Raw genomic sequence first — 13,590 nt, forward strand, 5'->3', positions numbered from 1 at the left:
TCAGCCAGCGGGAGTCAGGGATCGATGATTCAGTTGGGCCAGACGTTGCGGTAAGTTCTTCAAAGAACTACCCATGAAGACTAGCGCAAAGATGCCGCCACAAAATGCCAGCCAGGCACCGCCAAAGATGACCGGCAGGTAAGCACTGCGGTGGATACCGGTTGCCAAAGTACTTTCGCCCGGGTTTTGTGGGTCGAAATAGACGCGAACGTACCGCGATCGGCTGAGCTTTCTCTGCAAGTTCGAGTGCATGCTCTTGTTGTTGGTGCCGTTGTATCCGTAGGCGATACGGTCTCCTTCGTAAAACTGCCCGTCGATGTCATAGGCATATTTCACATAACAGGCCCACGTTTCTTTATGGTCGTTGGTGTGCGAGCGGAGTTTGCACTCGAGAACTTCACCTCGCACGGCCGGCCACTGCGTGGTTCGGCTGGCCTGATCCAGTTGGTAGATCCCATAGCCTAGAAAGCCGACGCCGAAACCGACGAAGAACAACACGAACAGGGATGTGAAGAGTTTAGACATGAAACCACTCGAAGAAAGTTACCGGAAAGGGAGCCGCTCGCCTCTCTTGGTAAAGTTCGCTCGTAACACGAAATCGTTGCTGACATTTCGAAGTTCCCCGGCATCCGTTGCCACTTCGCCAGCGGAAGTTGCCGGTTATGACGAAGATAGTGGCCATCCCCTCACCGGTGGCAGACGTGGATCCAGTTTTTCAATAAACGACGGGTACAGGCCATTCATTGCAGGAATTCGTGTCACCTAACCGTGGTGAAGTTGTCTCGTAGAAGCATCAGCAACTTCCCCAAAGTTGAATTCGTACGCGCTTCCCCAAATCATGCGATGAGGATTTCCCATGTTTCTGTCGATGCTTGCTGCCAGTGTTTGTTGTGTTTACGCGCTGACATCCGTAGTGATAACTGGGTACTGGGCTTGGCGAGTCTGGGGCAAATAGCATAGCGCCTGAGAAGACCTGGCAAGAAACAAAGAAGGGCGACTCACGAGTCGCCCTTGAAAATCTACCTTCGACGATAAAACGTCGTTCTGTTGTAACTAAGAAAGAGAACGCTGAAGCGAAGAAAGCAGGTCGCGATGGCGAGATTCGCATTCGCGCATCTGCTGTTCAATCGCTGCTTCTTCTTCCGCCGAAGTGGCGTGAGCAAGCGACTGTCTTAGACGACTTATTTCCGAGTCGAATGTTTCGTTCGCGGCAGCGATTGCACTGCTACATCCTAATGAATGAAGACCGTCCATTACGTATCTACTGTTAGGTAATACCACGAATGATGCCTTGATACTTCCGGTTTAATCCATGCTGGGTAGTTCCGCAAAGCCCCCTCCTGCTTAGATGCGGATATCGCGAGTAAAAGATGGAAAGTACTGGAAAATTTACTCGCCCGAATTGCAGATTTGCTCTAAATTCATCCCCATACCCCTGCTCTTCTCCACCCCCCAAACCCTACGCCAGCTCGCCTCATGAGCGCTTACCTCATCCTGTTAGCTTTGTTTGCCATTAGCTGGGCGATTGCCGGTTTCTGTGTGTCCACTCTTTGTTTGAAGCTGCGCTGGAACTTGGTTGGCGGCGTGCTGTTGATTGTCGGGGGTTTTATTCTGCCGATGATCATTGGGAGTGCCGCACTCAACCAGCACGACGATCGCTCTGGTGTGCGGCTTTCCGACGCTTTGACCATCTTTGGCATGTTAGAGTTTTCGTTCACGATCCTCTTACTAGTCTCTACTATCGGGGCAATCGCAGGCGTCCTTGTCGGTACAGTGAGTGGTCTGTGGCCGCGAATCGATGACGATGGCAATCGACAGCGGAGCGCGCGAAGTTGGACGACCTGGAAACTAGTCATTGCTGGTCCCTTGGCACTGACGATCACCTGGACGCTCTTCTTTCTGGCTGACCTCCGAGCCAAGGGCCGTCTCGCCGATATCCGCGACAAACATCAGGCCATCTTAGATGTGCAGGAAGAAGTTGCTCCTCGCCAACAAAATGATGCAGCGGCCGTGCACGACGCACTTCTTTTGGCGATCTTGGAAGATGAATCGCCTGATTGGATTTTGGAAAACTATCGTCAGGGAAAGAAACAACCTCTATCAGCGAATATCATCTTTCGCCGAAATGATTATGACCTGTTGAAAATATTCCTGCCTGGCTTTCCACACACGCAAAGTGTTCTGGACTATGCCCAGCGCCACGAAGATGCTTTTCTCGAACTCCGCCGGCAAGTACTTCGGGAAGGACTTGAGTATCGGCACTGGGATGAAGAAGTCGCACGATTCACGGCTTTGCACGCTTTGGCGCGACTTCATCAGGATGACCTCGATTCAACGATCGACGATTTGAAGCTGTTGCACGCCATCGCAAATCAGTCACTCGACCGGCGAGTCGAAGACTCGTTTTCCATGGTGCCGATCGAAGCATATCGCTATCTCGTATTTCAAGCCATTCTTGGAACAACCAATCCCGTACCGCCCGAAGCCTACAACGTAATGCTGAACGACACCGGCGAAGTCGAACCCAGTTTGCGCCGTAGATTGAAGCGAAGTATGAGCCAGGAAGTCGTGAAGTCAATTGACTACTTGTTGCGTGAACAAACTGCCGAGCAACTCGATTTCAAGGAAACGTTCCAGCGGGCCACGGAACGAATCATTTATCAGGAACACATTCCTGGTTGTACTGATCGACTAGAAAAAGAGATCAATCAGGTCCTTGAGCCATCGACAGATCCTTTTGTTGCCATTCCTGTTCTTGCATTTCCGATGCTTGGCGACATGGATGAAGCGTGGCTTTTGACTTCCAACTACAGCTCGCACATGTATCACGCGATTCAGTTTCGTTACATGCATAATGTGCGTCTGGAAGTCGTCAAAACCGTGCAAATGTTGGAACACGAGCGAATAGAGAAGAATCGATTCCTGACGCAGCAAGAGTTCCTGATCGGGATCACATCGCCAGAATTCACGGCGGGAACTTCCATTGACTACGTTACGCTTCATAGCCCGAACACTGGCAAAGCCGAAGGAGCAATCGTCGCGGCTCCGAGTCATCGGCGGCTTGATGATTTCATAGGACTTTACCTGGGGCCGGCGATCTTTCCCATCGTCGATGCAACTTCTCCTTCTCTCGCCATCCGATCGGGCCAACTCAACGGTACTTGGGAACTTGCCCAGGTAAAAAACAATCCGCTACGGCTGATCATTCCGACGCCCAAGGCTAGCACGTCGAATCCATCGACACCGATGCGATAGACAAACATCGAGCTATGTCGAACCGTTTCTCACAGCAGACGTAGTGAGCCTTCAAGGATTCGCTGCACCCGTTTCCGATGCGTCTGTAAGACACAGCGCCTTAGGAGAAGAGATTCTGTGAGAAAGATTATCTACTTTGTTACGGCCAGCCTGGATGGATTCATCGCGCGGCCAAATGGAGCCATCGATTGGCTTATTCAAGCGGAAGGGAACGAGGACTTCGGATTCTCGACCTTCCTCGAGTCGATCGATACGGTCGTTCAGGGTCGAAATACCTACGAACACGTTTTAACCTTCGGTCCCTACCCCTACGCCGAGAAGAAGAACTTCGTCTTCTCACGCAAGATGTTGCAATGCCAGCACGCGGAAGTCGTTCGTCAGCCGGTGTCTGACTTCGTCCGCTGGATTCATTCGCAGCCCGGCAAAGATGTCTGGGTGGTAGGTGGCGGACAGTTAGCAGCGTCGTTTCTGCATGTTGGAGCGATCGACGAACTCAAGGTCTTTGTCCAACCCATTATTTTGGGTGAAGGCCTACCACTGGTCGCCCATATCGGTCGTGATACACGCCTGAAAGTGAAACACTCGCACACGTTTGGCCAGGGGCTCGTGCAGATCGACTACGACGTCTTGCGATAGTACTGCTACTACCAGAGATCGTTACAGTTTAACGCCACCCGCCTATTGATCCCTGCCTGCCAGAAACATTCCGTGATTTGAACATCCAACGCTTGCCGAACTTCCTAATACATGTATTAAGCCGGTTCTTACGATTGAATCGGTGCTTGCACCGCTAGTATTAGGGTTATCGCATGGCGATCGGGAAGCTAAATGTTTGGCAATGGTCACTAGTCTTGGCAATTCCTTCCATTGCCGGCTGCGTGCTTCCCCATTCCAAACCAGCCACCTACTCGGAAGAGATTGTCCCGCTTGATCCGGCACCGATTTCCCAGGCCGAAACCAAGTCCGAGGTACAAGTCGTTGACCATCAAGAGCCGTTCTCGGTGATTAAGCCGGCGGTACTGGAACCAACTAACATCCTTCCTCCCGAGATCGCACCAGCGGATATCCCTGCATTTGAAGTGGCTCAAGCAACCAAGGTGCCCGCGCTTCCGACGGTCGAAGGAAAAGGCATGACGCTGGCGCAGCTGCAAGACTTGGCTCTGGCAAACAACCCCACCATCCGTCAGATTTCGGCATCGGCCCAGGCTGCTTCCGACTATCGCTATCAGGTTGGTCTGTCCGCCAATCCGATTGTCGGATATTCAGGAAGCCAGTTAGCCGATCAAAATACGGATCAACACCTGGTGACCGTGGAACGCGAGTTTGTCACTGCCGGCAAGTTAGACCTGAACCGCAATGTGCTCGGCCACGCCGTTGAAGCGCAGAAGTGGGATGTCGAGTCGCAACGATATCGTGTGCTTACCGACGTGCGTCTGGCGTTCCTGGATGCCTTGGTCGCCCAGCGCCGGATGGATGTGATCGACGACTTTCATGGTGTGGTCGCTAAAGGCGCCGAGCTTGCTCAAAAGCGGTTTGAAGCCAAAGAAGCTTCACAATCCGATCCGCTGCAAGCCGAGATTCAGTTGAACGAAGTCGAAGTCCTTCGACAGCAAGCTCAGTTTGCCTGGGATGCCGCCTGGCAAGAGATGGCCGCCACCGCTGGCGTACCGGACATGCAGCGTAGTCAGCTATCCGGCGAGTTGAACCCTCAGATCGGTAACCTCGAGTGGAATGCGATCTACAGCGACTTGCTGGGCAACAGTCCGGAACTGCAAGCCAGCTACAGCCGGGTAAACCAGGCCCGCTCGAATATGACCCGACAAGAGGTCCAACATATTCCCAATATCATTGCTGCCATCGAAGCGGGACACGACAACAGCACCGGCAGCGGGATGATCAATGTTTTCGTCGGTGCCCCGATTCCTGTCTTTAACGATAACAGTGGTAACGTTTCGGCCGCGTATCGCGAATACTGCCGAGCTACCCATGCCGTGAAGCGTATCGAGATGTCGCTGAAAGCCCGGTTGGCTGGCGTCGCCAAGGAATACGACTCGGCCTTGGTCGCAGTCGAACGCTACGAACAACAAATCTTGCCGAAGGCAAAAAAGACGCTCGACCTGTCAGAACAAGCCTATGCGGCCGGCGAGTTTTCTTTCATTCAGGTTCTGATTGTCCGGCGAACGTACTTCAACACAAATCTTCAGTACATCGATGCCTTGGGTGAACTTGCCAAAGCGCATGCCAAGATCGACGGACTGCTTCTCACCGGCGGTTTGGACGAGCCCACCGACTTCCAAGGTGGCGACGGGCTGCGTGGTCAGACGTTTAGCCAGCAGTAGTTGTGACTCTGTGGGTGCCTTCTGTTGTTAGGAGGCATCCTTCATCCCGGCTTCAGGGTCGGAGGTCGCAGGGACGAGCCATCCGATTTGTCCTGCCGATTCGTTCTTGCCTCGTCCGATCAGAAACTTTCCAGGCGAGAGAGGAACGATGCCGTAGCTGGCGAAGTAGGGAAATCGCTTGGGCTCTTGGAAGTCGGCAGTCGTTCTCAGTAATTCTTGCGGCGTGCCATAACAGCCAAACCACCACTGACCGTCATGAAACGCGGCCGTTTGAATGCCTAGATAGGTTTGTCCGCTCGGGATGACATGTCTCTTGAGAAACTTGAACTCCGGATCGTATTCGTAGACATAATTCACTTCGATATCCGCCGGCAATCCACCTACCACAAAGAATCGCCCGTCGTGGTACTCCATGCCACCGGCTCCGTGCACAGCCTCCTGGACGGGATGCTTCACGAGTAGGTCAAGCGATGCGGCGTCGTACACGTAGACCCACGAATCAGCTTGCCCCGCCGGTTGATTGAACTTGCCAAGATTGGTGGCCACATAGACTTTTCCATCGTGGTAGCACAAGTCGCCATGATGCGTGGGCACTTCCACTTGGCGCAAGATCTTGCCGTCTGAGTTCGTCTTCACCAGTTTCGTGGTGAAAGACCAATAGATCTTCGCATCGTCGTCGGCACATACTCCTTGCAGATGTCCCGCATAGGCTCCTTCGCATTCGATCTTCTCGAAAGGAAGTTGCGTCTTCATTTTGGATTGAGCAAACAGAGATTCGCTCACTCCCAAAATGGCCGAGAAGGCGAGCGTTTGTTGAATGAAATTACGTCGGGGCATCCCCGATGGCTGGGAAGTTGAGTGAGCCATAGGTATCCGAAGTCTAGGAAGGTGATTGTTGGCAGGGAAATCTCTGGCGGCCGGACCAGTGGTGAAGTGGATGCCCGACTAAGCCATGCCTGAGGCTTTCAGCACGACCTCATGCACGGCCAGGTCATGTTGGCGATCCCAAGCAAGTTGTTTCTCGCCGCGGATGACTTTGGCCAGGTCAGTAAACTCTCCGTCGTAGCGGCCGCCTTGTCGTTTCAGGCTGAGGTGCTGCGTTCCTTTCTTGAACTGGCCGTAGGCTTCGGTCAGGGAAAGATCGACTTCACCCGATTCGAGTTGTTTGATCTCCAGCGCGCCACCTGAGCCGGCAACTTGGAATCGACGGCGGGGAAAGCCGAATGGGTCGAGGTGATTGCAGCGTACCGTGGCGGTGGCTTTCGGATAATCGAGCACTGCCAACTGGTTGTCGGCGAAAGTGTCTTGGGGTGCTTGGGTTCGTTTCGTGAAGGCGATCACTTCGTCCGGCTTGCCCAGGATCGTCACGACCGCGTCGATCAAGTGACAAGCAAGTTCAAACATGCCACCCCCTTCGTACTGGGCCAGATCCTTTCGCAGGCCAGGCGATGCCAGCTTGCCCATCATCGCGTCAATCTCGTAGATCTCGCCTAACCATCCTTCGCGAGCTGCTTGAAAGAGAAGCTCGAAGGCTGGGTTATACCGCAGCATGTAACCCATTTGAATCGTTCGCTTCTTCGCATCGGCGGCTTCGCATAGTTCACGAAACGCCGAGAGCGACTCCCCGGCCGGCTTATCCAAATGAATGTGCATGCCGGCTTCGATACACTTTCTAGCGGTGGGGACCAACTGCCTGACTTCCGTCTCGACCGCAACGGCTTGTAGGCCTGGTGTGTTCAAGAGTTGCTCGATCGACATCACCTTCAGGCCTTCGTACGACTTCCGCTGCGTGGCACTTTTGGCCAAATCGAGATCGACGTCTGCCAGCCCGACCACTTCATACGTATCGGACATCGACCGCATCGCGTCCATTTTGCCCGAGGCATGGGCATGAGAGGTACCGATCTGCCCGACCTTGATCTTGTTGCCCCTTGTCGGCTCGGCGGCATGCACGCCAGCAGCGAGAGTTGTGACGGCGGCGGCAGTCGCCGTGGTGAATTGGCGTCGGGTGAGATTCGTCATGGTGGCAGGCCTTTATCAGGTGGGATGGGTCTGCGACTAGTTTAGTCGGTTTTAGTGGCGAATTCGAGAAATGCCGAGCCGATTCCAAATTGCCAAAATATTACTGGAAAACGCGCTGAACCTTGTCACATTCCGTGTCCTTATATCGTCCGGTCGTTAGAACCAGCGGTTATTACCCCCTACTAACGAGGAAACCTCACCATGTTTCGCAGCATTCTTACTCTGGCCGTCGGCATCTTTTTGGGTACTGCCGGCGTCTTAGTTGCCCAGCACCAAGCCAAGCAGACGATCATTCCCATTTCGGCGCAAGATATTGTCGAGAAACTGGAAGGGCACGATGCGAAGGTTTCGGTGGTCGAAGTCCAACTTGATCCCCTGGGTGAAGGGATGCCGCATCGACACCCGGGCCCTGTCTTTGGCTACGTACTGGAAGGAAAGTACGAATTGGGGATCGATGATCAACCCACGAAAGTCTTTGAGCAGGGAGAAACATTCTACGAGCCAACAGGGTGCCTACATCGTGTAGGTAAGAACCCCCAGACGGCCGGCAAAACACGTGTAATTGCCGTGGTAGTTCATCCGCGTGATGCAAAGCAACTGGCGATTCCCGAACCGATGAACAAGCCCTAGAATCCGATTCCTACCGATAGCCGTTTCACCCAATCAGGCAAACCTTTCATGCAACCGACGCGCGATCGTAACGTATTCTTTGCGGAAGTCTTTCTCCGAATAGCATTGGCCGCCTCGTTTCTCTCAGCCGTGGCCGACCGATTCGGCATGTGGGGCGCACCGGGTGAGCCAGGTGTTGCCTGGGGGACGTGGAACCCGTTTGTCGAATATGTGGCACTACTGAACTGGTTCGCTCCAGTGGCGCTTCACGCGCCGCTAGGCTGGGTCGCGACGATCGCCGAAGTGATCATCGCAATCGGACTTCTCATCGGATGGAAGCTTCGCTGGTTCGCCCTGGCATCAGGGGCACTGCTTATGGTGTTTGCAGTGACCATGACCATTGCGACCGGAATCAAGTCGCCGCTGGATTACTCGGTCTTCACCGCCGCGGCGGCTTCGTTCTTATTGGCTGCGATTCCAACGAGTTCTCCAGCGGATTAGTTTGCATTGACTGTTGGAAGGGATGAGAATTGAGCGATCTTATTCGCTCGTCTCATCTTCCCTTCCACCCAGTGCTTTTTCGATGACTGGTCCCCTTCGATCGATTCTCCTGGTCTTAATACTTGCTTCGGCCAGTTGGGCGGAGGAGACTTCCAGGCCCAATATCCTGCTCGTTCTAACCGATGACCAAGGCTGGACGACGCTAGGGTGTTACGGCGGCAAAATCGTACCGACACCAAATCTCGATCAGCTCGCCAACTCAGGCGTTCGTTTCACCGATGCCTACGTAACTTCGCAGTGCACGCCAACTCGAGCGACGCTTCTTTCGGGGCAGTACACGGCCCGCAATCGCATGTGGCATGTGATTCCTTGGTATGGTTGCCCGTGGGCACGTGTCGAGGAAGTTCCGTTTGTCGAACAACTGGCCCGCGATCAACCGACGATCGCAGCACAGCTGCGGCAAGCCGGCTACGTAACGGGCATCGCAGGTAAGTGGCACTTGAACAATGGCGTCGATGGAAACTACAACGCGTTGAATCCGGAGAACGCCTCGCACTTTGGATTTGATTTCGTTGCTACGGCCGTTCCAAAAAAGCAGTTTGATCCAGGCGGTGATCGTGGAGTCGATTGGCTGACCGATCAGACGCTTCAGTTTGTCGAACAGAATCGACAGGGCCCGTGGTTCTTCTACCTGTCGCATCACATGATTCACGGCAAGGTAGTAGCCCCTAAAGAGCTGGAAGAAAAGTATCTCCAACAAGGCTACACCGACGAGGGACCTAATCGGGCCGTTTACCTGGCGGGTCTTGAAGCGATTGATCATTCGATCGGTAAGTTGATCGCAGGACTGAAAAAACTAGGTGAATACGAAGACACGGTCATCATCTTCCTAAGTGATAACGGCGGTATTGACTGGCGGTTGGATCATCGCAACTTGCAGAAGCCTCACCCGGACACACCGAAGCTGGCCGTTGATATCTACGAGTATGACAATGCCCCGCTCCGCGCCGGCAAAGGTTCGATCTATGAAGGAGGCGTGCGCGTTCCCCTAATCATGAGCTGGCCAAAAAAGTGGCCGGCCGGCAAAGTGATTCACACGCCGGTGCATGCCGTCGACCTGGCACCGACTTGCTTTCAACTAGCAGGGCACAAGCCTGTGGAAGACCAAGCGCTTGATGGCTTCGACTTAAGTGAACTCATCACGAAAGGTACCGACCCGAGTTTCACGGATCGACCGATCTACCAGTACAGTCCGATCTACGATTTGAACTGGGGCCTGACGCCGTGCGCGTCGATTCGCGTGGGAGACTTCAAGCTAATTGAAATGTTTGGCGATCGCTTCGATTCCGAGCATCAATATGTGCTCGGTCATCGAATCGAGCTGTATGACCTGAAGAAGGATCTAGGCGAGCAAAACGACCTTGTCGAAACGAAGCCAGAGGTGCGCAACAAACTGCATCGACAGCTTCGCGATTGGATGCGAGCGATGGACGTGCCAGCGCCACGATTAAACTCGCATTACGAACCCGCCCGGGCATTTGAAACGACGCGTGTTAAGACGGAGTGGGTAGTTGCTCCTTAATTGCACGGCGAATTCGATTTCCCGCACATTTCAACGGCTTTTTTAGTAGCTACCGAAACCTATTGCCATTTCGTTGGTTGAATGCCTTTAGAGAACGAGCAAAACTCGCTTTCAGCGCTTTGTTTCCCGAACAGAAAGAGTATTTCGATGCATCGCAGTTCGCATTTTGGTAGCGGTCGCCGAGCATTCATGGGGCTGATGGGCACCGCGTTTTTTACGACGCCGGGTCTATTTGCTGAGGAACTGCTCAAGCCAACGCCGTTTCTCACGGAGGGGCCATTCTACCCCGATAAGTTGCCTTTGGATCAGGATAACGATCTGATCATCATCAAAGACAGCACCACGCCGGCGGTTGGGCAGATTACCCATCTGACGGGTCGCATCCTCGACAAGAGTGGTAGCCCGATGAAAGATGCCACGATCGAGATCTGGCAGTGCGATGCAAATGCTGTCTATCTGCACACCCGCGATAGCAGCGGAAAAGAAGATCAACAGGACCGAAACTTTCAAGGCTTCGGTCGGTTTACCACCGGAAGCAAAGGCGAATATCGCTTCCGTACCATCAAACCAGTCCCCTACCCCGGTCGTCCGGCACCTCACATTCACATCAAGGTGAAGCAAGGGGACAAAGAGTTGCTGACCACTCAGCTGATGATTCGCGGCTTTGAAGGGAACAAGCGGGACGGGGTTTTCTCCCAAGTCCGCGATCCGGAAAAACGCGAGCTCCTGGTGACCGACTTCAAACCGATTCCCGACTCCAAGATGAACGAGTTCGCGGCTTCGTTTGATATCGTTCTCGGGGCAACCCCTGATGAACGCGATATGCGACGATTTGGTCCACCTCCTGGTGGTCGTGGACCGGGCCGAGGTCCTGGCGGACGTCCTCCAGGGCCACCACCGCGTGATTCGTAACGTACCAACTCACGAACGCGGGTATTTTAATTACCCACTTACTTGTCTCCCCATTTCTGCAAAGAGTAAACAGAACCATGAAGATCGTTTGGAAACAATCCCTAGTAGTGCTTTCGCTGCTGATGGTCGGTGCGGCCTTCGGTACGGCTAACGCCCAAGATGGCGAACGCGGCCCACGTGGCCCACGCGAAGGCGAACGACGTGAAGGCGATCGCGGCCCACGTGAGTTCAATCCAGAACAGATGATCGAGCGCCTGATGAATGCTCTCGATAAAGACAAAGACGGCAAGATCACCAAGGAAGAAGCCGGTGAAGGTCGTGGCGCTGCCATGGTCGAGCGAGCTGACCTGGACAAGGATGGCGTCACTACCAAGGAAGAATTGAAGAAGGCCTTCAGCCGAGGTCCTGGCGATCGTCCTGGTCCACCACGTGAAGGTGACCGACCTGGCCCACCTCGTGGCGAAGGTGATCGTCCTGAAATGCGTCGTGGTGAAGGGGATCGTCCCGGTCCTCCACGTGAAGGTGATCGTGGTCCACGCGGTCCTCGCGATGGTGAACGACGCGAAGGCGACCGCCCAGGTCCTCCACCACGTGATGGTGATCGTCCTGGTCCTCGTCCAGAAGGTTTGTCCGGTGGTCCTGGTTTCGGTGGTCCGATGATGATGCCTCCATTCGTCATGGAACGTCTGGAACTGTCCGAAGGACAACGCCGTGAGATCCGCGCTCTGCAGGAAGAGATGCAGAAGAAGTTCATGTCGATCTTGAACGAAGAACAACGCAACACGCTGAAAGAAATGCGTGAACGTCGCCCTGAAGGGGATCGCCCCGAAGGTCGTCCTCAGTTCCGCGGCCCACGCGACGGTGATCGTCCCGAAGGTGCCCGTGGTCCACGTGAAGGCGATCGTCCTGAAGGCGCTCGTGGTCCACGCGACGGTGAACGCGGTCCTCGCGGTCCTCGTGATGGGGATCGTGAACGTGAAGGCGAACGTCGCGAACGTGACCGCGACGACGCGTAAGTTTCCCTGATTGTGTGAATCGTGGTGCCGCTCGAAAGAGTACGATTCGCAGAAAACTCCGTTCCGGAGGCCGGTCGCCTGAATTTCAGGTGGCCGGTTTTTTTATGCGCTGTGGCAAGGATGCACAACGGCTAAATCCCTATTTCCCAGATTGCCAGAGTGGTTTACGATTGGGGACTTCGGTAGATGGACCTACGTGAAAGAAGTACTTGTGAATTCAGAATTTACAACCATTCGCTCCCTGATTGTTCTCACGTTTCTGGTGGGCCTTCCGGTGGTTGCTATCATGCCCGAGGGGGTTCAAGGAGCACTCAAGGGATTCTGGCCGGAAGAAGAAGCGGCCGCGGATACCCCTTCTCTGCCGATTCTGAAGCCATCGAGCTTTCCTTTGGCCGCGCCCACGACGCCAGAACCTGCGGTTGCCCCAACTTTGGCTCCGGTGACACAGTTCGCCGACTTTCAACAGCCGACGATGTCTAAAGAACCGGAGTTTCGTCCTGCCAGTTTCGAAGTCCCTTCCGAGGTTGTCTCACAGGAAGAACGTCCTTCCGCGTTTGCTTCGTCTCCGAGCGATCCGATACAAGATCTTCCGCTGCCAAGCGATCGTCTGACGGCACCCAGCACACAGCCATCGGGTTTGATTACTCAGGGGACACAAGACATCCAGACCCAACTGGATCAGTTGGGGGCGAATTACTATCGACTGGAATCGTGGGGGAATTCACCCCGCGTTTATCGCTTCCACTGCACGGTCGCCATCAAGATTGGCCAGTCCGATTATTCGCAGCGATTTGAAGCAACGGCAGAAAGCCCGGAAGCTGCCATGCGACAAGTTCACACTGATGTGCAAGCATGGCACGAGCGGTTCTCGAATCTGTCTCTGGGAAGCGAGTTTCACGATCAAATGAACGCCCAGGCTCGGCCGTAACCAAGCCTGGCACGATCCGAGCTATTTCTCTAGTTCAATGGTTAGTTCGTTTTTCCCGTCGGCCGTTACGGTCTCGTGAATTTGTGACTCCCCGTTGTACTTGTCCGGGATAAAGGACTCGGTGATCGATTCACCGTACTGGTCTTTCTTATCCAGCGTACGTACGGCACTGATCCGCAAGATTTTCTCGCCGGCCGAGACCTCGGCCTTGATTACGCCATTTTCAATCCCTCCCATGGCCGATGGACCAATCCCGTCAACCGGATCGAACACAATCGACCCGCTTTCAATCGGTTCACCATCGTAGGTGATCGTGCCAGATACGGGATATTTGGGATGCTCATCGGATGCGGCACATCCCAGCAAGGTCATCCCTGAAACGAGGACAAAAAGGGCAAAAATCGAAGCGCGCATGTTGAGTTCTCT

13 protein-coding genes are annotated in these 13,590 nt (G+C 54.1%); 9 read left to right on the top strand and 4 right to left on the bottom strand.

Annotated elements, in window-relative coordinates:
* Positions 1–525, bottom strand: coding sequence for a DUF3592 domain-containing protein (locus PSR63_RS11075; protein WP_274333270.1), 525 nt, complete (start codon positions 523–525; stop codon positions 1–3).
* A gap of 951 nt (positions 526–1,476) precedes the next feature.
* Between PSR63_RS11075 and PSR63_RS11080 the strand changes: the two genes are divergently transcribed.
* The 3 genes from PSR63_RS11080 to PSR63_RS11090 all read left to right on the top strand — a co-directional run bounded on the left by PSR63_RS11080 (position 1,477) and on the right by PSR63_RS11090 (position 5,594).
* Positions 1,477–3,255 (top strand): hypothetical protein, encoded by a 1,779-nt coding sequence (locus PSR63_RS11080; RefSeq protein WP_274333272.1) that lies wholly within the window; start codon positions 1,477–1,479, stop codon positions 3,253–3,255.
* Positions 3,256–3,372: 117 nt separating this feature from the next.
* Positions 3,373–3,891, top strand: a complete 519-nt coding sequence (locus PSR63_RS11085; RefSeq protein ID WP_274333274.1) for a dihydrofolate reductase family protein — start codon at positions 3,373–3,375, stop codon at positions 3,889–3,891.
* Between the two features lie 173 nt (positions 3,892–4,064).
* Positions 4,065–5,594, top strand: a complete 1,530-nt coding sequence (locus tag PSR63_RS11090; RefSeq protein ID WP_274333276.1) for a TolC family protein — start codon at positions 4,065–4,067, stop codon at positions 5,592–5,594.
* Between the two features lie 27 nt (positions 5,595–5,621).
* On the opposite strand, the gene PSR63_RS11095 is transcribed toward PSR63_RS11090, so the two are convergent.
* Together PSR63_RS11095 and PSR63_RS11100 are read right to left on the bottom strand one after the other, a co-directional pair.
* Positions 5,622–6,461 (bottom strand): hypothetical protein, encoded by an 840-nt coding sequence (locus PSR63_RS11095; protein WP_274333278.1) that lies wholly within the window; start codon positions 6,459–6,461, stop codon positions 5,622–5,624.
* A gap of 78 nt (positions 6,462–6,539) precedes the next feature.
* On the bottom strand, positions 6,540–7,616 hold the full coding sequence (locus PSR63_RS11100) for a Gfo/Idh/MocA family protein (protein ID WP_274333280.1): 1,077 nt from the start codon (positions 7,614–7,616) through the stop codon (positions 6,540–6,542).
* A 201-nt stretch (positions 7,617–7,817) separates the two neighbouring features.
* On the opposite strand from PSR63_RS11100, the gene PSR63_RS11105 reads away from it, so the two are divergent.
* The 6 genes from PSR63_RS11105 (at position 7,818) to PSR63_RS11130 (ending at position 13,164) form a co-directional block, all read left to right on the top strand.
* The gene (locus PSR63_RS11105; RefSeq protein WP_274333282.1) at positions 7,818–8,246 is read left to right on the top strand and encodes a cupin domain-containing protein; all 429 of its coding nucleotides are present in this window, start codon (positions 7,818–7,820) and stop codon (positions 8,244–8,246) included.
* A gap of 48 nt (positions 8,247–8,294) precedes the next feature.
* Positions 8,295–8,726: a MauE/DoxX family redox-associated membrane protein gene (locus tag PSR63_RS11110; protein ID WP_274333284.1), complete on the top strand. Its 432-nt coding sequence runs from the start codon at positions 8,295–8,297 to the stop codon at positions 8,724–8,726.
* An 82-nt stretch (positions 8,727–8,808) separates the two neighbouring features.
* Positions 8,809–10,308 carry a sulfatase-like hydrolase/transferase gene (locus PSR63_RS11115; RefSeq protein WP_274333285.1) on the top strand — a complete coding sequence of 500 codons (1,500 nt, stop codon included), beginning with the start codon at positions 8,809–8,811 and terminating at the stop codon, positions 10,306–10,308.
* Positions 10,309–10,455: 147 nt separating this feature from the next.
* Positions 10,456–11,220, top strand: a complete 765-nt coding sequence (locus tag PSR63_RS11120; RefSeq protein ID WP_274333287.1) for a protocatechuate 3,4-dioxygenase — start codon at positions 10,456–10,458, stop codon at positions 11,218–11,220.
* A gap of 77 nt (positions 11,221–11,297) precedes the next feature.
* Complete coding sequence (locus PSR63_RS11125; RefSeq protein ID WP_274333289.1) at positions 11,298–12,236, top strand: EF-hand domain-containing protein; 939 nt, start codon at positions 11,298–11,300, stop codon at positions 12,234–12,236.
* A gap of 211 nt (positions 12,237–12,447) precedes the next feature.
* The gene (locus PSR63_RS11130; protein WP_274333291.1) at positions 12,448–13,164 is read left to right on the top strand and encodes a hypothetical protein; all 717 of its coding nucleotides are present in this window, start codon (positions 12,448–12,450) and stop codon (positions 13,162–13,164) included.
* Between the two features lie 21 nt (positions 13,165–13,185).
* On the opposite strand, the gene PSR63_RS11135 is transcribed toward PSR63_RS11130, so the two are convergent.
* Positions 13,186–13,578: a hypothetical protein gene (locus PSR63_RS11135; RefSeq protein WP_274333293.1), complete on the bottom strand. Its 393-nt coding sequence runs from the start codon at positions 13,576–13,578 to the stop codon at positions 13,186–13,188.
* Positions 13,579–13,590: the final 12 nt, after the last annotated feature.

The organism is Bremerella sp. P1, assembly GCF_028748185.1.
GTDB lineage: Bacteria > Planctomycetota > Planctomycetia > Pirellulales > Pirellulaceae > Bremerella.